Consider the following 22428-nt stretch of genomic DNA (forward strand, 5'->3'; position numbering starts at 1 on the left):
GATGCATCCGCGAAAAGCCCGCGGAGCGTGAGGCGGCGTCACATCATTGCAAGGCGTCACATCATTGTAATATGGCGCGTTCCTATGAGCTGCGGCTGTGCGGAGCGTACCCAGCCGAGAGCCCTCGATTCTCCAAAGCGCCACAAGAGCCATGACCGTAATGTCCCGTATCCTGACGCCCAGCCACGCGACGCCGGTAGTGTCGAACGGCCAGACTGTGCAGCGCTATCTCGTCACTTGTGTCCCAGTGGCCGGATGGTGGGAGAACGCGGGCGAAGTGCGGGCCCGTTTCATCGGACAGCGATTCGACGACGCCTCTCATGTGTTCGTGCTTTGCGAAGACAGCCGTCTCGTCGGCGTCGTCGCCATACGAGATCTTCTTGGCGCGGAGGAGGCGACGCCGCTGCGGGACATTGCACGAGCGGCTGAGGCCTATAGCGTTTCCTTTGACGCGGACCGCGAAGATGCGGCGAGCGCCGCCATTCGCTCGGGGCTTTCGATATTGGCTGTCTGCGATGCGGAGGGAAGATTTCTCGGCGCGGTGCCGGCGCGGGCCTTGATGACGATTTTGCGCGACGAGCACATTGAGGATCTGCATCATATGGCGGGCATCCTCGACAAGTCGGAGGCCGCCAAAGACGCCCTCACTGCGCCGCCGCACAGGCGCGCATTTTATCGACTGCCCTGGCTGCTCGTCGGCATGACGGGCAGCGCGGCGGCGACCGCAATGATGTCGCGCTTTGAAACCGCGCTGAGCGCTCATATCGCGGTTGCGTTCTTCATCCCGGCGATCGTCTATCTCGCCGACTCCGTCGGCACGCAATCGGAAGTCGTGGTCGTCCGCGGCTTGTCGCTGACCGATTCGGCTCTGTTGCCGCTCTTTGCTGGGGAGCTCGGCACCGGCGCGCTGCTCGGCTCGATACTCGGCTGTCTTGCCTTCCCGATTGTCTGGTTTTTCTTTTCGAGCGTCGGCCTCGCCGCCACTGTTGGGATTTCTCTGGCCGTGGCGAGCACCATTGCGACGGCGTTCGGATTTATAATGCCGTGGTTTTTTGCAAGGCTTGGTTATGACGCAGCGCTCGGTTCCGGCCCGGTCGCCACCGTGGTGCAGGACACCTTCTCGCTCATGACCTATTTTGTCGTCGCCTCTTGGCTCGTGTTTTGAGCCGCGCGCAATCAATCGCGGCGCCTGAAGGCGGCGACGCCGCAGGGTTCGAGTAAGCGCTCGCCGAGCAACAGAGTTTCTTCGCCGATAAGCGCCGAGATATCCGTTGTCTCGGCTCCGTAATTGAAGATGTAACGTATAGCGCCATTATCCCGGACACGGATATCTTCCGAAAGATCGAGCGTTGGTATTCCAGCGGCCTGGAAAATGCGACGCAGGACGCTCTTCAGCAATTCTTCATCGGGCCAGCCAGAAAGATAGAAAACATTGCCGCATCGCGCGAGCGCAATTTCGCCGTCATCCGATGTCAGCTCGCGTTCAACGTTCTCGCCGACAATCAAAAATTCGCGCCATCTCACAAAGGCGCCAGATTCCGAGACCGGGACTCGTGCGCCGGGACGAAGGCTTTCGACTCGTCTGACACGAATGTCGATCAGGCTTTGCAGAACTCCGGGAGGCAGATTGGCCGGTATTTGAAAGTCGGCGGTCTTCGATCCGGCGCGCGGACCCAGCAATATCGTCGCGCCGCTCTTCGCCAGCGCCTCTGTGAATTCCTGAGAAGGCGCAAAGAGCGCGGGCGCGATGATCAGCGCGCGTTCGGCGATCGCTGTTGCAGTTGCGGGTATGACGTCTACGGAAAGGCCCGCGCGCCGCAGACCTCGGTAAATGAACAGCACAAGATCGAAATAGGAAAAGTCTTGACCTTGCGGTTCAATGCGCCAAGCCCAGGCGCTTTCATAGTCGAAGATCAGCGCGACGGGAGCGCGCGCTCTCTCGACTCGCGCATCGAGGGCCGCGAGCTCCTGCGAAACGCGCGCGACGGCATGATAGCCCTCGTTCGGCTCGGCGTACGGCAGCAGCAATCCTTCATGCATTTGTTCTTGCGCGAAAGGCGCTTGTCGCCAGCGAAAATAGCTCACCGTCTGGGCGCCCGCCGCGAAGGCCTCGAAGGTCCAGAGCCGCACAGCGCCTTCAGCGGGAGCCGGATTCCACGGCGCCCAATTCACCGGTCCCGGCTGCTGCTCCATCACTTGCCATCTGCCGCGCCCGCATGCGCGATAAAGGTCATGATGAAAGGCCTGAAAGTCGGGATCGCCGACGCGCATGTAGCGCAGTTTGAAATCGTTGTTGTGAGATGAGCGTTCGAGAAAGCCGAGCGGGTAGCTGTCCCACGCCGCCACATCGAGATCATCTGAAAGGGCGTAATGATCAAAGTCGACGAATGACCCCATGAAATTGTGAAGGATCGTCGCGTCACGCGCATGGCGCCGGATGATTTCTGTTTGGCGCCGGTTGAAGGCGATGACCTGATCCGACGAAAAACGCTGGAAATCCATCAGATGCGATGGATTGGCCTCGGTGACGGTCAAATTGGGCAGCTCGATTTCATCGAAGCTTCGATATTCCATCGACCAGAAAACATTGCCCCATGCTGTGTTCAGCGTTTCGATGGAACGGTATTTGGCCGCGCACCATTTGCGAAACGCCCGTAGCGCCGACTGCGAATAGCTCAGCACGGTGTCATGGCAGCCATATTCATTGTCGGTCTGCCACGCGGCGATGGCGGGATGCGCGCCGAAAGTTCTCGCCAGACGCTCCACGATGCGGTCGCACTCTTGGGCATAGCCTTCATGGCTGAAGCAGTAATGTCGGCGGGAACCGAATTTGCGCGGCCTGCCGTCAGCATCGAGCGCGGCCATGTCCGGCATCTTGTCGACCAGCCATTTCGGCGGCGTCGCCGTTGGCGTTCCCAGCACGATCTTGAGGCCTGCGTGATCGAGCGTATCGACGGCGCGGGCTAGCCAAGCGAAATCATAGGCGCCCTCGCTCGGCTCCAGCCGCGACCAGGCGAATTCGCCGATGCGAACGAAAGAAAGACCTATCCCCTTCATCAGCTCGGCGTCTTCGCGCCAGCGTGACTCGGGCCAATGTTCGGGATAGTAGCAGACGCCAAGGCGTTGATGTGTCATGTGTAGATTATCATTTGAATTCCCTATTGCCGCGATTCGATGCGGGCTCGCCTTGACGGTTTAATGACAAAGGAACTGTGGCTGGAATGGAGTCCAGGATCGAGCGAGATCTGATTGCCGCCTTCCGCCAGAGTTTCGAGCGCGAGCCTCGCCTTTTCCGGGCGCCCGGCCGCCTCAACCTCATCGGCGAACATACCGACTACAACGACGGCTTTGTCATGCCCGCGGCGCTCGACCTCTCGATCTGGGCGGCAATTGCGCCGCGACCCGACCGCCGTCTGCGCATACGCTCGCTGATCATGGACGAAGTCGTCGAATTCGACCTGGACGACACGGCCGCACAGCCGCGCGGCGACTGGAGCGATTATATCCGCGGCGTCGCCCTCTTTCTCCAGAAGGCTGGCTACAGGCTGAGCGGCGTCGATCTCGTCCTCGACGGCAATCTCCCGATCGGCGCGGGGCTCTCGGCTTCGGCGGCCTTTGAAGTCTCGGCAGGCTTTGCGCTTTTGACGATTTCCGGGGCAGAGGTCGATAGAGTCGAACTCGCCAAAATCTGCCAGCGCGCTGAAAACCAATTCGTCGGCGTTCGCTGCGGCATTATGGATCAGTATATTTCGTGCTGCGCCGTCGCAGGGAGCGCCCTGCTGCTTGACTGCCGCAGTCTCACGTCGCGGAAAGTGGTGATTGATCCGAAGGCGCGTCTTGTTCTTTGCGACACCATGGTGCGCCACCAGCTCGCGAGCGATGAATATAATTTGCGCCGCGAGGACTGCGAGCGCGCGGTCGCGGCGCTGTCAACGCGGATCGCCGGCATATCGGCATTACGGGACGTCACGTTTCCCCAACTCATGCGACACGGCGATGCAATGCCCGAACGCGTCTTCCGCCGCGCGCGTCACGTGGTCGGCGAGATTGATCGAACGCTGCGCGCCGCGGCGGCGTTCGACGCGGGAGACCTCAAGGAGTGCGGTCGTCTGATGAATCTCTCGCATGAAAGCTTGCGTGATGATTATGAGGTAAGCTGCGCCGAACTCGACCTGATGGTCGATATCGCGCACAGGCTTCCGGGCGTCTATGGCGCACGGATGATGGGCGGCGGCTTTGGCGGCTGCACCATTAACCTTGTTGAAGCGAAACACACGGATGCTTTCGTTCGGGCCATGGCCGAGAGGTATCGAACTGCGACTGGCGTTACGCCTCAAATTCTTACCTGCGTCGCCGGTCCGGGCGCCGGCCCCGCCGGCCTATAGGAGCGGCGCATGTCCTTGCTGAGCAGCGCCTCGCATCGCCGGCTCAATCAGCTTACTGGCGAATGGGTTCTTGTCTCGCCGCATCGGACGAGCCGCCCTTGGCAAGGCCAGGTGGAGAAGGTCCGATACGAAGATCGGCCCCGATACGATCCGTCCTGTTATCTATGTCCAGGCAACGGGCGCGCGAATGGCGAACGAAATCCGCGATACACGGGCGTTTTCGCCTTTGACAACGACTTCGCCGCGCTCACGTCCCAGACGCCAGCGAAGGAATTCGCACGAGACGGATTGCTCATCGCCGAAGGGGAGCCCGGCCGGTGCCGCGTGCTGTGCTTCTCGCCGCGCCATGATTTGACTTTGTCGCGCATGAGCGTTCGAGAGATCGTTCCCGTCGTCGAGGCGTGGCGGGACGAGACGATGCGCCTCGGCGCTCTCGACATGATCAACTACGTCCAGATTTTCGAGAATCGCGGCGCAGCGATGGGCGCGAGCAATCCGCATCCGCATTGCCAAATTTGGGCGACGCACAGCATGCCGAATGAGGCGGCTAAGGAATCCGAGCGGCAGAGCGCATATCTGGCACAGAACGGATCCTGTCTCCTATGCGATTATCTTGCGCTCGAAGAAAAGCTCGCCGAGCGGATTGTTTGCCGTAACGAGCACTTCGTTGCGCTCGTCCCTTTCTGGGCGATCTGGCCGTTCGAAACGATGGTGCTGGCGACGCGGCATATAGGCTCTTTTACCGATCTTACCGGCGAGGAGGCGATGGCGCTCGCCGACATTCTTCGGCGTCTCACCATTCGCTACGACAACCTGTTTGAAACCGACTTTCCCTATTCGATGGGATTTCACCAGCGGCCAACGGACGGCGCGCCTCACGCGAACTGGCATTTTCATGCGCATTTCTATCCGCCGCTGCTGCGCTCGGCGACGGTGCGAAAGTTCATGGTAGGTTTCGAGATGCTGGGCGAACCCCAGCGCGACATCACGCCGGAAACGGCGGCCGCGCAACTTCGCGAGGTTTCCGAAACCCATTATCTCGACAGGTCCGCCCCATGAGCCGGGCTTGGCAAAACAAATGAGAAAAAACGCCATCACCGCCGAAGCCGCGGCGGCGCTCGTATTCGACGGCGCGAGCGTCATGGTCGGCGGTTTCCTGGGCGTCGGATCGCCGGATCGGCTGATCGATGCGCTGGTGGCGCGCGGCGCGCGCGGACTGACCATCATCGGCAACGACACCGCCTATCCAACCATCGGCGTCGGCAAGTTAATAGAGGCAGGATGCGTGGCGCGCGTGCAGGCGTCGCATATCGGCACCAATGCGACGACGCAGCGGCTGATGAGCGCGGGCGCGATCGACGTGGAGCTCATTCCGCAAGGCACGCTTGCCGAACGCATTCGCGCCGGCGGCTCTGGGCTTGGCGGCGTCCTGACGTCTACTGGAGTCGGGACAATCGTCGCGCAAGGCAAGCAGTTGGTGGAAATCGATGGCGCGAGCTTTCTCATTGAAAAGCCGCTGCGCGCCGATTTCGCGCTGCTGCGCGCGCATGAGGCCGACTATTACGGCAATCTCACCTATCGGCTGACGGCGGCGAATTTCAATCCAATCATGGCGTTCGCAGCGGACTGCGTGATCGCCGAACCGGATGAGATCGTGCCGGTCGGCGTTATTCCGCCTGACGCGGTTCGCACGCCGGGCGTGCTTGTCACCCATCTTATCGCCAGAGCGCATTGCTGATGGACGCGAAGGAGATCATCGCGCGCCGCGTCGCCTTGGAGCTGCGCGACGGCATGCTCGTCAATCTCGGGATCGGCCTGCCGACTCTCGTGGCGCGCTTCGTGCCAAGGGGAGTTTCCGTCGCTTTTCAGAGCGAGAACGGGCTTATCGGCTTTAGCGCCCCGCCGCCTGAAGGCATGGAGAACAGCGACCTCATCGATGCAGGCGGCGGATGGATCGCTGCGCTGCCAGGCGCCGCCAGTTTCGACAGCGCGACGAGCTTCGCATTAATTCGAGGCGGCCACGTCGACCTCGCGGTGCTCGGCGGGCTGCAGGTCGACGCCGCTGGACGTCTCGCGAGCTGGATGATCCCCGGAAAGTTCACGCCGGGAATGGGCGGAGCGATGGACCTCGTCGCCGGCGCCAAGCGCGTCATCGTGGCCATGCAGCACGCCGCGAAAAGCGAACCAAAGATTGTCGAGACGCTCACACTGCCGCCGACGGCGGCGCGGCGCGTCAGCCTCATCGTGACGGAGCTTGCCGTCATCGAGCCGACGAATGAAGGGCTCGTGCTCCGTGAACGCGCTCCTGGCGTCGGCATGTCGGACATTTTTGACAACACCGGCGCGCGGCTGATCGTGCCGGAAAATACGCCGGAAATGCCCCTCAGCAGCGACTAGCGAGCGCTGGCGCTCGCACTTGATATCGGCCGCGCTCGATACAGGTATCGCTTTGGCCGCGCTCGCCTTGGGCCACAGCGGTCAATCGTTAACAGCAAAGAGCCAAACTATGAGCAAGCTGATTTTGATTCTTGCGGCCTTTATTGGCCTCGCCGCGCTCGCTCCTGCCGACGCTCTCGCCGCGAGAGATAGGCAGCGCTCGGCGTGCGAGCGCGATTCCCATAAATTCTGCGCGGCGGAAGAACCCAACGCGATCGCGGTGGAAAAATGCCTGCGCGAGCATATCGACGAGCTTTCAAAGGCATGCAAACGCCAGTTCAGGGCGAGGAGCCGCTGATCGGGGCGCGCTTATCTAGGTATGATTGAGGCCATGCTGCGGGCGTCGGCGACTAGCCGGCGCTTGATTTATTGCGGCGTTTTCTCCGCCTGACTAAAGTGCCGGCCGATGACTTCGTTTTCAAAAGGCGTCGCAATGTCCGGCGCGCTTCTTACTGTCGGCGCGTTGACGTTATTTACGTGGGGCGCTTTCGCGCGCGCGGCGTCCTGTGGTTCGTCGGCGTCCGGCTTTAGCCAATGGCTTGAGGACGTCAAGCGGGAGGCTCAAGCAAGTGGTCTTTCGCAGCATACGCTCAATGCCGCTCTGGCGGACGTATCCTATGATAACGCGGTCATCGGTCGTGATCGTGGACAGCGGATTTTTCGTCAAAGCTTTGAGAAATTTTCGAGCCGCCTGGTGACGCCGAGCCGTTTAAGTAAAGGTCGGGCGCTGCTTGCCCGCCACGCCGCGCTGTTGCGACAGATCGAAGCGCGCTATGGCGTGCCCGCATCGGTGCTCGTGGCGATCTGGGGACTGGAAACGGGATTTGGCGCCGACAATGGACGATTCAAGACTGTGCAGGCGCTTGCGACGCTCGCCTATGATTGCCGGCGCTCGGAGCAGTTTCGGGAAGAGCTAAATGATGCGCTGACGATCGTCGAGCGCGGCGATATGTCTCCCTCGCAGATGCGTGGCGACTGGGCTGGTGAAATCGGCCAGACTCAGTTCATGCCGTCGTCTTATCTCAAATATGGCGTCGATTTCGACGGCGACGGCAAGCGCGATCTTATACGCTCAACTGCGGACGCGCTCGCGTCGACGGCGAATTTCCTCAAGAGCAAGGGCTGGCAAACGGGCGCCGGCTGGAACGAAGGCGAGCCGAACTTCGCAATCTTCCTCGAGTGGAATCAGGCGCGCGTTTACGCCAAGACCATCGCACTAATGGCGACGAAGCTCGATAGCGCGCAATGAGCGGCGTGTAATTGAAACTGGTTACGGCTTTGCGAGGAGCCAGCAACGACAGGAGGCGACCCATGTTTATTGCAATGAACCGCTTTAAGATCGTAAAGGGCAATGAACAGGCGTTCGAGGACGTCTGGCGTTCGCGTCAGTCCAGACTTCAGGAAAGACCGGGCTTCATTGTTTTCCATCTGCTCAAAGGACCAGAGCGCGAGGACCATACGCTTTATGCATCGCACGCGCTGTGGGAGACTCGCCAGCATTTTGTGGACTGGACGCATTCCGAACATTTCCGCGAGGCTCATAAAAATGCCGGTCAGAACCGAAATCTCTATATTGGCGGCCCAGAGTTCGAAGGTTTCGAAACCGTTCTGACCGAGAAAAATCCGCAGTACGCGGGGGCGGCAGAATCGAGATGACTTAAACGAATGCTGCATCAGCCGCTTTTCGCCAACGTAATTCCTCTCATCCCGCGCCATTAAAATGCACGGTCCCGAAGGCCGTGGAATCATAACCGCCGAAAGCTCTCGCGCGTTCTTGAAACTGCTCCGTCGCGCAGAATCGAACGAGTTTCTGAAACGGCGGATCAAAAAAAGCCTTGCGCCAGACGAGCAAATCGAAGCGCTCCACGACCAAGGGCGTGAATTTGAGTTGAAATTGGCGCGCGGCCGCTTCAATCCCTAATCCTACGTCCGCTCGCCCTGCGGCGATCGCCATAGCGAGATCGGTTTCCGAGCGCTCGATCGCGTCAACGGATTTCAGGTCCGATTTGTGCAATCCCTCTTTCGACAACAGAGCTGTCAGCACCAGTTCGCTGCCGGCCTCCGGCTGACGCGACTGAAACCGGAGTTCTCCGATATCCGCGAGGCTCTTGATGGGACGCTTTAATTTCGGCGAATACATCAGACCGCGCGTGCGTCTCGTCCATTCGATGAGCGCAACCGGCTCCTTATCGAATGACCTCCTAACCGCCGGGATATTCCAGTCTTCGAACTGCGACGTCGGGATATGCAGTCCGGCGGCGATACATGCATTCTCTTGCATGCGCGCGAGACCGTCGAGCGCGCCGTCCATCAAGGCGGCGATGCCCGAACGTGACTCTCGCAGAGCCCACTCGAGCAAAGGGTCGTGTCCGCCGGCCATCACCAGCGGAACATCCGCCGCCGCGGATCGTTTGTTTGACCGACCTGCGTCCGGACCGCTCGCCGCGATCCAATCTTCGATCTCTTTTTTCGGGAAGAGAAGTTTTCCCGTGACGCGGCGGAAAGGGAGCGCCTCCTCGGAGACAAGGTCATAGACCTTGCGCTGTTTCACCCGCAGCAGGGCCGCCAGCTCGCTAGTGGTTAGATAATCGGTCATCCCCTCGTCCTGCGTGTGTTGCGTAAAAATAACCTAATAAAACATATAAAAGCAATGATGCTCGTGGAATTGCCTCTGAATTGGGCAGCCATAGTGTTTGGGTTGCCCTAACTTTCCGCATGACTCAAATCAATGCAAAAATTATACACTAAAACACACAGCTTTCACCCAAAGCCGGGTGCCGGAGCCGAGTCTAAGGAGCGTTTAATGCTTGATTTTCGTAGTTGCGCTTTTGCTTTCTTGACGCTCTTCGTCGCGACGCAGGTCCACGCGGAGGCTCCGGCGACATCTGCGGCTCCGGGCGCCGGGGCCGCATCTCCCACCATCACAGTTTTCGCCGCGGCCAGTCTTAAGAACGCGCTCGATGCTGCGGCCGCCGCTTACAAAAGCAAGACTGGCGTCGATACGGCGATCAGCTACGCCGGCTCGATGGCGCTCGCGAAGCAGATCGAATCGGGCGCGCCGGCCGAGATTTTTCTTTCAGCCGATGCCGCCTCGATGGACTTTCTCGCTGAAAGAAATCTTATCCAGCCAAAGACGCGCTTCGATCTTCTTGGCAATACGCTTGTGCTGATAGCGCCGCGGACATCGAAATTAGAGAAAGTGGCCCTTACGAAAGAGGCGTTCGCGTCCGCGATCGGATCAGGCAAGATCGCGACCGGCGATGTCGCTTCGGTTCCAGTGGGCAAATACGCAAAGGCGGCGCTCGATAAACTCGGCCTTTGGAGCGTCGCGGAGCCGCATTTCGCTTTTACCGATAATGTTCGATCTGCGCTGATGTTTGTCGCGCGTGAGGAAGCGCCGCTTGGCATAGTCTATCTCACCGACGCCAAATCCGAGCCGAAGGTGAAAATCGTCGCGACCTTTCCCTCAACCTCACATCCGCCAATCGTCTATCCCATCGCTCTAACTGCAAGCGCCAAGGGTGACGCGCCGGCGAAGTTTCTCAACTTCCTGAAAGGGCCCGAGGCGAAAGCGATCTTTGTGGAGCAGGGCTTCGCGCCGCTACACTGAGAGATTGAAGTCATGCGCGCCTTTCCGGGCTCAGCAGCCGGGAAGGCGCGACATGTGTGTGGCGTGGCGGCTCGCCATCCCGGCATTGCGCGCAGCGCAACAGTATTTGCGTCTCTGATAAATCGGCGCGCGGCGGCTTGGCGATCGGATTGCCGTCGCCAGATGCTCACGACGAGCTTCAGGCGGCTCCCTGCGAGAAACTACTTCAGCGCAGGACGGCGCGCGAAGGTCAAAGAAGGGCCAAATGAAAAGCCCGCCGGCTTTGGGCTCGGCGGGCGGGCAAGGATTGCGACAGCGGCTCTTACCAGTAAACCATAGCGCGAACTTCGAACAAATCCGGATGCGCTGCGCTTTGATATCTGCCCTGGAGAGCCGTTAAGCCCGGCGGAACAAGACCGGCAAATCCGGTTGTAGCGAAAGCGCCCGCAGAGCCTGCGCCCAGTGGGGCGGACCAATGCAGCACATGCGTCCAGTTCGCTTGGAAATGGAAGCCGTTGTCAGGATACCAGTTGACGCCCAGCGTCGTATTCTCCTGCCGGCCGCCAGCGATGCCAGCCTGGTTGGCGATGAGCGCGGTGGTCGCCGTGTTCGGCACGATGAGCGTCGAATAGGTCAGCATGTTGAAGAGACCGGAACCCGACCAGCGGCCGCTATTGAGGTTAATGGCGCTGTAGCGAGCGGCAAGGCTGACGGCGCCAAAGCCGCCTTTGCTGAGCGGATTGAGAATTTTGACCTGCTCGAAGGACGCGCCGTTCTTGCCTTTGACGCTGTAGGCTGCAGCGCGCTCTTCGCCAGTGATGTACCACTGGCCGTAAGCATAGAAACCATTGAAGAACGCGGAAGAGCCGCCTGGCGTGAAGCCGAAGGGCGTAGCGGCGCTTGGGAAGAAGTTGCCGATGAGCGCCGCTTGCAGCATCTTGTTCGAGTCACGATTGACCTGCATGCCGATATATTCAGCCTGCATTGAAAGCGGGCCCCAGGCGCCGGCCAATTCGAAGCCGTATTGGAATTCGCTCGTGACGCATTTGCCCGTCAGACCGGTCGTCGTCAGGTTGGCAAGCGGAAATGCGCCCGGGAATGTAATCGTGCTGCAGGAAAGGTCCGGCGTGCCCAGCGTTTGCATGCCGAGGACGTTCGCTTCAGAGCGCAGGCGGTTGCCGACGCGCAGCATGCGATCGTCGCTTGCGCCGGTGGCGTCGTTTGGCTGATGATAGCGGCCGGCGACACCGAGATGGAGAAGCTCATGCTCGGTCTTGATCGGCGCGTAGGTCAGACGGCCGGTCAGTTCGAAATATTGCCCACCGCCGCGCGGAACCGGGGCCCAGAAGGTCGCCGGCGCGCTGATCAAAGCGGGGTTATTGATGTTGTCCTCGAAGCTCGTCGAGAAGACGCCCGCCTTCGCCGTCCATGCGTCGCCACGCGCCGCGGCAGCGACGCCGAGGTGACGGGCCGGCGCGAAGGCGTCGACCGACAGCGGACGTTCGATGAAGTCGGTGTATTTCGCCGAGTTGATAAAATCCAAGCTGAAGGGCTCTTTCATATAGCCGACCTGGATCCAAACAGGGCCTTTGGAATAGGGCGTTTCGGAGCCCGGAACATTCAGCCCGAGATAGGCGTCGCGAATGCCGCCCAGCGCGTTGCCGGAACCGGTCGAACCGGCGAAATCATACTCGAGCCTATAAAACCAGATTTTCGCGGCCGTTCCCTCGAACTCGAAACGCGCGCGCCGTACGCCGGCAAAGCCCTTGTATCCGAAGTTGTTCGGAACGCCGATCGGGTTGCTGATGCCGCCGCCATCTATAAACAGGCGGCCGCCGATCTTGAAGCTATAGGCCTTGTCAGCGGTTTCAACGAACAAGCCGTTGTTGAAGCTGACGAAGACCGGCGGCGGAGGTGGCGGACCGAGCGGTCCTTTCGTGACCGCGGCGGTGGCGGCGTTCGCGACATTGGTCGCGCGCTTGACCTCCGTCTTCTGCTTGGCGACCTGCGCCTCAAGCGCCTGCAGGCGTTCTTTCAGCGCGCGGATTTCGGACGCGGTGTCAGCCACGGCCGGAGCCGTCGTAAATAAGCCGAACGCCGCGATGGCGAGCGCGCGTTGTCCAACTCCAAGTTTCATAAAGTCCATCCTCATCTTTGACTTCGCTGGCTTTGGACGGATTTTCGCCAACGCCGTTTTCCCGGACGACGGTTTCCGGCGAAGCGCTATATATGTATAGTCAATAACGAAAGGTAAGTAGTCAATCGTTATATATAGGTATGCCTTATTAGCCCGTATCTGTTGCTGAAATATCACAATGCATTGCAAATGATCCAAGCAAAACGTGCAAAGTTAGAGCAATGGCGTGAGTAATTGTTGGTCACATCGCGATCTTGATTGCTCGGCGCTGCCAGCGCGTTCAATTCCGTCCGTCAGCACAGCTTAAATTTGCCGGCCGCCAGCGCTTTGAACGAATGCTGAACCGCGAGCGCCTTGGCTCACCGCGTCGCGTGGTTTTAGCGCAATTTTTGGGGCCAAATGCGTTTATGAATTCGCCACACTTCGACGCGACGACAAAAATACTGTCTTTTCGCATATTGCGGGCGCTAGGGGCTCCGCACTATCTCACTTGCGGCGGACAATGGTTCTCCAGATTGCGGTGACCAACGTCCGGCAGGGCGACAAGGCTCTAATTAGCGCTATTGGGAGATAATGATGAAGATATCGGCTCGAAACGTCATCGACGGCACGGTCAAGGAAATTAAGAAGGGCGTCACCACCGCTCATGTTCTGATCGATATCAGCGGCGCGACCATCACCGCCTCCATCACGAATGAATCGGTGGACGAGCTCGGCTTGAAGACGGGTGCAAAAGTGAAGGCCGTCATCAAGGCTTCTGATGTCATGATCGCCGTGAGCTGACCTTCTACAGGCCGCCTCGGGGCGCCCTTGGCGGCTCGCTTTGATGCGTGGGCGTAAATCGGTCTTTGCTTGTGGACCAAACCGAGTCCTATGTTTTCCTTATTCAACTCTTGGCGGCATCGAGAGTGGCGCGCCCCCACGAAAAACCAGGCTAGTCAAAGCCTCTCTGTTCCGCCAATATATAGCGACTTCATTCATTCCCGGGCGCGTAAGCGTGCGATGCTCTTCGGCCAAGCACAAAAATAACGCCGGATGATGGCCAGGGGGCTGTGCGAGGGCTCCGCGCGACCCGGTCGCATTCCAGAAACTGCAGTATCCGAGGTCGCTAAAGGACGCCGCATTGCCCGACTTTCTTCCCGCAACCCTTTTTGAATTGTCGCCTGCCGAATGGACGGCGATACGGCTCTCTCTGCGGATCGCAACCGTGGCGACTCTTGCGAGCCTGCCCTTTGGCATTCTCACGGCTTATGCGCTTGCGCGATGCCAGTTTCCTGGCAAGACGCTTGTCAACGGAATCGTTCACCTGCCATTAGTTCTGCCGCCAGTGGTCACGGGCTTCGTGTTGCTCATGCTGCTCGGACGCAAAGGCGTTTTCGGGCCCTATCTAGCGGAGATTGGCGTCGTTTTCTCCTTTCGCTGGACTGGCGCGGCGGTCGCCTGTGGCGTTATGGGGTTTCCCTTGATGGTGCGCGCCATGCGCTTGTCGTTCGAAGCGATTGATCGACGCTTGGAGCTCGCGTCAGAGACCCTGGGCGCGAACCGAATATGGACATTCTTCCTGGTCAACCTTCCGCTTGCTGTGCCAGGAGTCATCGTCGGCGCCATTCTCGCTTTTGCAAAGGCGCTGGGCGAGTTCGGCGCGACCATCACCTTTGTCTCCAACATTCCCGGCGAGACTCAGACGATTTCAGCCGCGATATATAGCTACACGCAGGTTCCGGGCGGCGACGCGGCCGCAATGCGTTTGACGATCGTCGCGGTCTTCATCGCCTTTTCCGCTCTTGTGGCGTCCGAGATCATTCAGTGGCGAGCTGCAAAACGTCTCGGGAACGTCGAATGATCGAAGTCGACGTCAGGTTGCAGGTTGGAGCGTTTTCTCTGGATGTCGCTTTTGCAAATGGCGCGGGCGTAACGGCGCTGTTCGGCCAATCCGGATCCGGCAAATCGCTGACGCTCAGCATCATCGCGGGGTTGATAAAGCCTGATGCGGGTTACGTCAGGCTGGACGGCGAAACGCTTGTTGACGTCGCAACGGGCGTTTTCGTGCCTGTGTCGCGCCGACGCATCGGCCTCGTATTCCAGGATTCCAACCTATTTCCGCATCTCAGCGTAAAGCAAAATCTACTGTACGGACGATGGTTTGCGCCACGGGGCGAACGCCGGATCGATTTCGACGCCGTTGTTGAAACTTTGGGAATTGCAAATCTCGTCTCACGCTCGCCAACGCGTCTCTCGGGCGGCGAGAGACAACGCGTCGCGATCGGCCGCGCTTTGCTGTCCTGCCCGAGGCTGCTGCTTCTGGATGAGCCGCTCGCGGCGCTGGACATGCAGCGAAAGCTCGAGATCCTGCCATTGATCGAGCGCGTCCGGGACGAGTTCGACGTTCCCATCATTTACGTGTCCCATGCCGTTGAAGAAGTGCTTCGTCTGGCCTCCCGCGTCGTTATTATCGACGCTGGCCGGGTGACGTCAGTCGGCGAGCCCGCCGAGGCGTTCAATCGTATCGCTGGCGCGCCGGCGGCGAATCGCTTTGACCGTTCCTCCATTCTGGCGGCCACGGTAGAAGAGACATCTGTTGCGCATGGATTGACGAAGCTAAATCACCCTGCCGGCACGATCTGGGTCGCGGGTTCGGCGGGAAATTGCGGGAGCCTCGCGCGCGTTATCGTTAAAGCGACCGACGTCATATTGTCGCGTGTTTTGCCTCAAGAGATCAGCACGCGTAGCATTCTTTCGGGTAAGGTCGCTAATATACAATTCGACGGCGCAATCGCGACGATCGAGATTGACCTTAAGGACGATGGGCGGCTTCTGGCCACCATTACGCGGGGCGCTCTGGAGGATCTCGCGCTCAAACCCGGTTCTTACGTCTATGCGCTGTTCAAGACGGCTGCTCTCGACGAGCGAGCTATCGGCATGGCTAGCGCTCAAGGCGAGTGAACTGATCTACGCCCGCTAACCCATTTAAGTATGCTGAAGGCGCGAGCCTGGTTGCCCTTGGTTTCCGACGCCCTTTCCTCATGTCGGTTGCGCTTGGCCTGTCACGGAGCAGGGGCAAGCGAGCGAAATGTAGCGTCATGAGCTGCAGGTCAATCGGCTCTATAGTCAAGCGAGAACGCGCTCGTTCGTCCAACGACCCCTGTGCGCAGTGGTAAGCGTTTGAAGACTCCGGCGCCGCTGATGCTTCAGACTCGCAATCACGTTCCATGGCCGCCAGTTGAATCATCTCAAAACGGGTTCTCCAAATACGATGCAGACCGCCAAGCAGATTGCTTGTCCGCACACGGGAAAACTAAGCTCAGCGATCGGAGCGACAATTCTTGTTGCTTTTGGCGCTGTCGCCGTGAGCTTGGCGACGGTGTTTTTTGCCTGGCTATTGCAGCAAGGATTTCGTCCGCAGGCGGGAAAGTTCGAGTGGCAGAATCACCGTCTCTTGTTGGCGATAATTATCGCCTTAGCCAACAACGTCGACAATCTGGGAGCAAGGATAGCATACAGCGTTCAGGGGACCAGAGTGGATCTGTTCATCAACTTATGGATTTCCGTCATCACATTCTTCATATCGGGCCTTGCAGCATTTACCGGAGAAGCGCTGATAGCTTCGGTTGGCAGAGGCGTGGCGTCGATGATCGCCATGGCGTTGCTGGTTAGCCTAGGGTCGTGGATGATCATACAGGCGAGTCGAAAGAGCTGGCACGAAAAAATCCACGAGCCGAAGACCTCGACAAGGCGCCGGACGATTCTGATAAGGCCTCATCACGCCGACATCGACGATTCCAGACACATCGATTTCAAGGAGGGCACAATCCTCGGCGTTGCATTATCGCTCAACAACATCGGAGGAGGCATAAGCGCTGGGACGCTGGGAGTAAGTCCGCTGTTGGTCGGCGTGCTGTCGGCTCTAATAAGCTTTGTAACTCTTTTCGCTGGCAACGCCGCTGCGGCTTATTTTGTTCGTCGGCGCATAGCGGACAAAGCGGCGGTTCTCGGAGGAATCGCGCTCATTCTCATCGGCATAAGGCAAATTATTTAGGTAGCGCTGGGTAGCTCGCTTCGGTTACTGAAATCAGCAGCGAAATCTCGAGAGTGGTGCGCCAATGATTCTCCCTGAAGCTGTTGTCGCTTCGATCGCAGATGCTTTGGGCGTCCCTCTATTTCTATTTTGCTTATTGGCGGCCTACGTCGGACTCGTGGCCGTCCTCTGGTTGAGACGTCGGTTTCGACGACGTGAGAAGGATGGTGCCATGCCAAAGGGCCGGCGCAACGACTCCGCTTGGTGGCTCAATTCCTTCGCCGACACGGCGTTCGATGCGGCGGGGCTAACCAGCGTTGAGGCTCGCGCACGTCGCGTCGAGTTTGGTCCCAACCTGTTCGATGTTCGTCAACAGCAGCCTTTGTTCCTGCAATTTCTTTCACGCTTTAGGAATCCTCTCGTCGTGCTGCTGCTTGTCGCCAGCGCAATTTCGGCTCTCACGGGAGAGGTAGCCAATTTTACGATTATTTCCATGATCGTGCTCTTCAGCGTCACGCTAGACTTTATTCAGGAGCATCGCGCCGGAAAAGCCGCGGAACGCTTACGTCAGTCGGTGTCGGTGCGCGCCAAGCTTATTCGCGATGGCAAACAGATCGAGGCGCCCGTTGCTGACGTCGTCCCGGGAGATCTCGTCATATTGTCCGCGGGCGACATGATTCCTGCTGACGGAATGGTTTTGGAAGCGCGCGATCTGTTCGTCAAGCAGGCGTTGTTGACGGGCGAGCCCTATCCTGTCGAGAAACGGCCGGGTTCGCTGCCGTCCGACGCAACCGATATCCAAGACGCCGCCAACGCTGTGTTCATGGGCACCAGCGTGATCAGCGGCAGCGCCAGGATGCGCGTGGTGAGAACAGGCGCCGATACAGCGATTGGAGCCGTCGCCGATCGCATCAGACGTCAGCCGCCGCCGTCCGCCTTCGAGATCGGGACGCATCGTTTTGGTCTGCTCATTATGCGCCTCACGATCCTTCTCGTGCTATTCGTTCTGTTGGTCAACGCGCTGCTACACAAGCCGTGGCTCGAGTCATTCATGTTTGCCGTCGCGCTCGCGGTGGGCTTGACCCCCGAGTTGTTGCCCATGGTTGTGTCCGTCACCTTGTCGCGCGGCGCGCTTCACATGGCGAAGCGGCGCGTCATCGTCAAACGATTGTCAGCCATCCAAAATTTGGGATCGATGGATATTCTGTGCACTGACAAGACCGGCACGTTGACCGAAGCGAAAATAAGGCTTGAGCAACATGTGGACACGACCGGGAGGCCAAGCGACCGCGTTCTCGAACTCGCTTATCTCAACAGTTTTTTTGAGACGGGCCTAAAAAGCCCGCTGGACGACGCGATCCTCGACCATCGAAACGTCGACGTGCATGAATGGAAAAAAATCGACGAAGTGCCTTTCGACTTTGAAAGGCGGCGCGTCTCCGTGCTCCTAGAAAAGGGCGAAGAACGATTGCTGGTGGTCAAGGGCGCCGCCGAGGAGATCATCGCTCTCTGCAATCTCTATCAAGATACAGAAAATGGCGTTCAGCATGCGCTTGATGCGCCAGCGTTGGCGCGAATAAATACTCAACGCGTCGCCCTCGAAAAAGACGGCTTTCGTCTGCTGGGCATCGCCTGGCGACGCGTTCCGAGCGATCGTCCACATGCGGTCGTTGGCGATGAGACGGAGCTTGTGTTCGAGGGATTTGCGGGTTTTCTTGATCCTCCAAAGGAAAGCGCTGGATCAGCGCTTGCAGCGCTCTCCGAAAGCGGCGTTACGGTTAAGATCGTCACCGGGGACAGCGAACTCGTCACCCAGCATGTCTGCGCCAGCTTGCATATCGCGGTCGAAGGAGTGCTAACCGGCAAAGAGATTAGCGAAATGGACGACTCCGCCCTACGCGTCAGGGTGGAGCAAACCAATCTGTTTTGCCGCGTCAATCCTTCGCAAAAGGATCGTATTATTCTGGCGCTTAAAGCAGGCGATCACGTCGTGGGATATCTGGGCGACGGCATCAATGACGCGCCGTCTTTGCACTCGGCTGACGTGGGTCTATCGGTTGATTCAGCTGTCGACGTCGCCAAGGAGGCGGCCGACATGATCCTTCTAGACCAGGATCTGCATGTCCTCCATGAAGGGGTGCTGGAGGGTCGTCGCACATTCGCGAATGTCATGAAATATATCATGATGGGCACCAGCTCGAATTTCGGCAACATGTTCAGTATGGCGGGCGCCTCGCTCTTGCTCCCGTTTCTACCGATGTTGCCGACGCAGATTCTTCTCAACAACATTCTTTATGATGTTTCGGAAGTGCCGATTCCGTTAGATGATGTCGATTCCGAGGACGTGCGCCGGCCGCAAGTTCTCGATATGACCTTTATCCGCAATTTTATGCTCGTCATTGGGCCCATAAGTTCCGCCTTCGACTTTCTGACGTTTTACGTCATGCTGTTCGTGCTGAACGCCAACGAGACCCTGTTCCGGACCGGTTGGTTCGTCGAATCGCTGTCCACGCAGGTCTTGGTGATCTTCATCATCCGCACGCGCGGCGATCCCTTTAGAAGCCGCGCGAATCCGGTCCTTGTCGCAACATCATGCGCAATAGCGATCATCGGCGCGTTGCTGCCGTTCACCCCGCTCGCGTCCTATTTCGGCTTCGTGCCGCCGCCGGTTCGATTTTATATGATACTTGCGGCGATGGTGGTCGCCTATCTTGTGATCGTCCAATTCGCCAAGAAGGCTTTTTACCGATGGTTCAAAAGATCGCGCACGCCAATGCGCGCCGACTTTGTCTCTGGCGCTCGCACTGGGTAGAGCGCTCCGGACCCAGGTCAATGCACGAAATCAATTCTCCAGTGCAGTTCTGCCCTTACGCGTCCTGCGCAACAATCCTTGTCCATAAGTCCGGTCTCTAGGAGACCGCAGCGTCGAAGATGGCGCCGGCTTCCGTCAGATCGAAGTCGGGAATTCGAGCGGACGCCAAAGGATCCTGCCCTGATAGCCATTGTTCAAGCGCATTCGGCGCTGAGAGCGCACAATTGAGCGCTCTGCTGACTTCATAGAGTCCCCAGGGCAGCCCGGCGCGCCGAAGCGCCGCCATCAAGGCGTTTTGCACCAGGCTACGGACAAAGAGATGCGCTGCAGAGACGGGTGTTTCGACGGTCTCGCCTCGCGCAGCGGAAACGCATAGATCCTTGTCGAAGGCGGCGTGACCACGGCAAGCGAGCGGACGAACTTTATAGGCGAGGCATAATCCGGCTTCGATCAGCGGACAGGCACGTTGGACCGATATTCGCTGTTCTTCCGACAACCCGCCAACCGCTCGATCGGCGTCGGCCACGCGTTTTTCGAGCATTACCCCACGCTCGGCAAAGGCGGCGGCATTGACCGAAACAAAGCGCGCGAGAAGAAATATTTCTGGCGCCGAAGCGACGACGCGCAGGCGACAGCAGGCTTCGCATTCTCCCTGGCAGGCGAGAGCAGGTTCGCCCTCCGCCTGTATTGCAACGTTTTTCGTGAATGCGTCGAAAGCTTGCGCGCAAAGCAGCGCGACGAGCTCCGGGCGTGTCCGGCAGGAGTTTATCGTCTCGCTGAAAGCATGCGAGGTGGCCTTGAAGAAGGCGGAGGGGCTGATGTCTTCGTTCATCAATCTTCTCCGCCTTTAAGCCAATAGCCGTTTATCGCCCTTTGAAGATCTGCGGCAGATCCGTGCGCCACGGCGCTCTCCGCCGACGTCTGAGCGCGCCGCCAAGTCGCGAGCGCGCGGGTATCGGCATCGATATATTCAGCCAACTCGCCGGCAAAGCCAAGATCGATGAAAGGAAGCCTCGCAGGGCGCGCCGGCGCGCGCAAGACCGTCATGAGAGGGTTCAGCCCCTTGGTATTGATTATTCGCTGCCGCCGTTCGATCTCGGACTTCCGCTACGACCCGCCGCGATCACGTGGGACGCCCTCGGGGCCGCGAGAAGGCGGCGCGCTTATCAGCGTCGCGATCGATCCTGGCCATCAATTCGCGCGACTCGAGGATGATTTTCTGGCTACCGATCGCCTCGAAGGGCATGACTCCATGATGCTGGCAGGTGCGGTTTAAGCGCCATACATGGGCCCCCGAAACGCGCTCGGCGCGGAGATCGGCGATTGTCGGCGAGGCAGGGTGTATCCGGGAAGGATAAAGGCGGGCGGAAGCGGCGCGAGGCGGCAAAAGGACGCGAGCGTTACCCCCGACGCTACCCAAGCAGTTTGCCATCGCTCGCTCCTATTCGGCTGGAAATGCCATAGGCCATTTTTTGGTGAGCGCGCCGGGACCCCCTGATTAAAAGTCTCATTTTTCGGCTTTTCGGGGCTATCCGATTTTGCGCCAAAGCCAGATATCACACTGATAAGCATTGACTTTTTCTCCGAGACGCTTTCCGATTGCCATCGCCGATTTTCTTTCTGGTGGTCACCATTTGGTCACCAATGGAGGCCCGATGAGCGTGCGGATTGCGAAGCTGACAAAACGGATTGTCGACACGGCGCAGCCTGAGTCTGAGCGTTATGTCGTCTGGGATAGCGCGCTGAGAGGCTTCGGGCTTCGGGTCGAGCCGTCGGGGACGAAGACGTTTCTCGTCCGATATCGCTTCGGAGGTCGGAAGCGCTTTCTCGCGATCGGTCGGTTCGGACATCTGACGCCGGAACAGGCGAGGGGGCTGGCCCAGGCAACGCTCGCAGATGTGCGTCACGGCAGTGACCCCGCAGAAGAACGCCGCGAGGAGCGAGCGGCGATCACCGTCGACGAACTCGCAAAGAGATTTCTCGCCGAGCACGTAGGGCCCAAGCGGAAGGGCACAACGGCGGTTCATTACCGCAGCCTGATAGAACGCTATGTCTTGCCCAAACATGGATCCCGGAAGGCGCATGATTTCACGCGGTCAGACCTCGCACGGTTACATTTGTCGATACGAGACCATCCCTATCAGGCAAATCGGCTGCTCGCGGTAGTCGCAAGCATGTATTCTTTCGCAGAGCGGCTTGGACTAGTCGCAGATGGGTGCAATCCCGCGGCTCGGATTGAGCGGTTTCCAGAGTCGCGGCGGGAACGCTTCCTAACGACGGAAGAGTTGGCGCGGCTCGGAGAGGCATTTCGCCGATTTGAGAACGACGGGCGGTTCCGAGAGGGGATTGTAGCGCTGCGGCTCCTACTTTTTACAGGAGCGCGCTTGCGCGAAATCCTTCATCTGCGCTGGGAACATGTTGATATGGAGCGGGGCTTGCTGTTTCTCCCCGATTCCAAGACCGGCAAGAAGACGATATTTCTTAACGCGCCGGCGCTGTCGGTACTTCGATCGCTGGAGAGGGGCGGAGCTTGCGTCATACCCGGCGCGGATCCAAATTTCCCGCGAGCGGATCTTAAGAAGCCATGGGCGGCAGTGACTGAGGCCGCCGCTCTTCCGGGGTTGCGCATTCATGACCTGCGACATTCGTTCGCCAGTGTCGGCGCCGGAGCAGGACTTGGCTTGCCGATCGTCGGCAAGCTCCTTGGCCATACGCAGGCTTCCACGACTAGCCGCTATGCGCATCTCGACGCCGATCCGATCCGACGCGCAGCTGATGCGATAGGTGAGACCATTGCCGCAGCGCTTGATAAAAATGGCGGCAGTAATGCAAGTTCGAAGTCTGGTCAAAAGCATTTGTCACTTTGCGACAAACTTCAGTTGTCGCCAATCTGGCGTCCTATTCCCGCAAATCGCAATAATCTGCTCTTCCCAAAAATCTCGATCACTTTATCGTCCGGCCCTCTCAAAAGCCACGACTCTAACTTCATCTGGACGACATAGCCGGGATCACGGCAGACCGTCCTTTCCAAAATTTCGCAGCAAATAGCTGTCT

20 protein-coding genes are annotated in these 22428 nt (G+C 58.9%); 16 read left to right on the forward strand and 4 right to left on the reverse strand.

Annotation, left to right across the window (positions count from 1 at the left end; translation table 11 throughout):
- Positions 1-151 precede the first annotated feature (151 nt).
- Positions 152-1165, forward strand: a complete 1014-nt coding sequence (locus FEV16_RS06885; RefSeq protein WP_246657209.1) for a magnesium transporter — start codon at positions 152-154, stop codon at positions 1163-1165.
- An 11-nt stretch (positions 1166-1176) separates the two neighbouring features.
- On the opposite strand, the gene FEV16_RS06890 is transcribed toward FEV16_RS06885, so the two are convergent.
- Positions 1177-3135, reverse strand: a complete 1959-nt coding sequence (locus FEV16_RS06890) for a beta-galactosidase (protein WP_138166910.1) — start codon at positions 3133-3135, stop codon at positions 1177-1179.
- 86 nt (positions 3136-3221) lie between these two features.
- Here FEV16_RS06890 and galK point away from each other — a divergent pair, with 86 nt between their 5' ends.
- The 7 genes from galK (at position 3222) to FEV16_RS06925 (ending at position 8477) form a co-directional block, all read left to right on the forward strand.
- Positions 3222-4385 (forward strand): galactokinase, encoded by a 1164-nt coding sequence (gene galK / locus FEV16_RS06895; RefSeq protein ID WP_138166911.1) that lies wholly within the window; start codon positions 3222-3224, stop codon positions 4383-4385.
- A 9-nt stretch (positions 4386-4394) separates the two neighbouring features.
- Entirely contained in the window at positions 4395-5444 is a 1050-nt protein-coding gene (locus tag FEV16_RS06900) for a UDP-glucose--hexose-1-phosphate uridylyltransferase (RefSeq protein WP_138166912.1), read from the forward strand.
- Between the two features lie 19 nt (positions 5445-5463).
- Entirely contained in the window at positions 5464-6123 is a 660-nt protein-coding gene (locus FEV16_RS06905) for a 3-oxoacid CoA-transferase subunit A (RefSeq protein WP_138166913.1), read from the forward strand.
- Positions 6123-6782: a 3-oxoacid CoA-transferase subunit B gene (locus tag FEV16_RS06910; protein ID WP_138166914.1), complete on the forward strand. Its 660-nt coding sequence runs from the start codon at positions 6123-6125 to the stop codon at positions 6780-6782. The genes FEV16_RS06905 and FEV16_RS06910 overlap by 1 nt, the downstream gene beginning before the upstream one ends.
- A 19-nt stretch (positions 6783-6801) precedes the next feature.
- Positions 6802-7119: a hypothetical protein gene (locus FEV16_RS06915; RefSeq protein ID WP_246657210.1), complete on the forward strand. Its 318-nt coding sequence runs from the start codon at positions 6802-6804 to the stop codon at positions 7117-7119.
- A gap of 135 nt (positions 7120-7254) precedes the next feature.
- A complete protein-coding gene (locus FEV16_RS06920; RefSeq protein ID WP_246657211.1) occupies positions 7255-8070 on the forward strand; it encodes a lytic murein transglycosylase in 816 nt (271 codons plus the stop codon).
- Positions 8071-8132: 62 nt separating this feature from the next.
- Entirely contained in the window at positions 8133-8477 is a 345-nt protein-coding gene (locus FEV16_RS06925; protein WP_138166916.1) for an antibiotic biosynthesis monooxygenase, read from the forward strand.
- A 46-nt stretch (positions 8478-8523) separates the two neighbouring features.
- Here the strand turns inward: FEV16_RS06925 and FEV16_RS06930 are convergent, their stop codons facing one another.
- Entirely contained in the window at positions 8524-9417 is an 894-nt protein-coding gene (locus FEV16_RS06930) for a helix-turn-helix transcriptional regulator (RefSeq protein ID WP_138166917.1), read from the reverse strand.
- Positions 9418-9624: 207 nt separating this feature from the next.
- Between FEV16_RS06930 and modA the strand changes: the two genes are divergently transcribed.
- Positions 9625-10431 (forward strand): molybdate ABC transporter substrate-binding protein, encoded by an 807-nt coding sequence (gene modA / locus FEV16_RS06935; RefSeq protein ID WP_138166918.1) that lies wholly within the window; start codon positions 9625-9627, stop codon positions 10429-10431.
- Positions 10432-10732: 301 nt separating this feature from the next.
- Here modA and FEV16_RS06940 read toward each other — a convergent pair whose 3' ends face one another.
- A complete protein-coding gene (locus tag FEV16_RS06940; protein WP_138166919.1) occupies positions 10733-12547 on the reverse strand; it encodes a porin in 1815 nt (604 codons plus the stop codon).
- Positions 12548-13123: 576 nt separating this feature from the next.
- Here FEV16_RS06940 and FEV16_RS06945 point away from each other — a divergent pair.
- The 5 genes from FEV16_RS06945 to mgtA all read left to right on the forward strand — a co-directional run bounded on the left by FEV16_RS06945 (position 13124) and on the right by mgtA (position 19374).
- On the forward strand, positions 13124-13330 hold the full coding sequence (locus FEV16_RS06945; protein WP_138167223.1) for a TOBE domain-containing protein: 207 nt from the start codon (positions 13124-13126) through the stop codon (positions 13328-13330).
- Positions 13331-13670: 340 nt separating this feature from the next.
- Entirely contained in the window at positions 13671-14390 is a 720-nt protein-coding gene (modB, locus tag FEV16_RS06950) for a molybdate ABC transporter permease subunit (protein ID WP_138166920.1), read from the forward strand.
- Positions 14387-15490, forward strand: a complete 1104-nt coding sequence (gene modC, locus FEV16_RS06955) for a molybdenum ABC transporter ATP-binding protein (protein WP_138166921.1) — start codon at positions 14387-14389, stop codon at positions 15488-15490. Before modB ends, modC begins: the two co-directional genes overlap by 4 nt.
- 277 nt (positions 15491-15767) lie before the next feature.
- A complete protein-coding gene (locus FEV16_RS06960) occupies positions 15768-16583 on the forward strand; it encodes a manganese efflux pump (protein WP_138166922.1) in 816 nt (271 codons plus the stop codon).
- A gap of 211 nt (positions 16584-16794) precedes the next feature.
- The gene (gene mgtA / locus FEV16_RS06965; protein WP_138166923.1) at positions 16795-19374 is read left to right on the forward strand and encodes a magnesium-translocating P-type ATPase; all 2580 of its coding nucleotides are present in this window, start codon (positions 16795-16797) and stop codon (positions 19372-19374) included.
- Positions 19375-19471: 97 nt separating this feature from the next.
- On the opposite strand, the gene FEV16_RS06970 is transcribed toward mgtA, so the two are convergent.
- Positions 19472-20206, reverse strand: a complete 735-nt coding sequence (locus tag FEV16_RS06970; RefSeq protein ID WP_138166924.1) for a YkgJ family cysteine cluster protein — start codon at positions 20204-20206, stop codon at positions 19472-19474.
- 168 nt (positions 20207-20374) lie between these two features.
- On the opposite strand from FEV16_RS06970, the gene FEV16_RS17045 reads away from it, so the two are divergent.
- Both FEV16_RS17045 and FEV16_RS06980 read left to right on the forward strand, forming a co-directional pair.
- The gene (locus tag FEV16_RS17045) at positions 20375-20650 is read left to right on the forward strand and encodes a hypothetical protein (protein ID WP_138166925.1); all 276 of its coding nucleotides are present in this window, start codon (positions 20375-20377) and stop codon (positions 20648-20650) included.
- Between the two features lie 379 nt (positions 20651-21029).
- The gene (locus FEV16_RS06980; RefSeq protein WP_138166926.1) at positions 21030-22376 is read left to right on the forward strand and encodes a site-specific integrase; all 1347 of its coding nucleotides are present in this window, start codon (positions 21030-21032) and stop codon (positions 22374-22376) included.
- The last annotated feature ends 52 nt before the right edge of the window (positions 22377-22428 follow it).

Origin of the sequence: Methylocystis sp. B8, assembly GCF_005771425.1 — a bacterium.
GTDB lineage: Bacteria > Pseudomonadota > Alphaproteobacteria > Rhizobiales > Beijerinckiaceae > Methylocystis.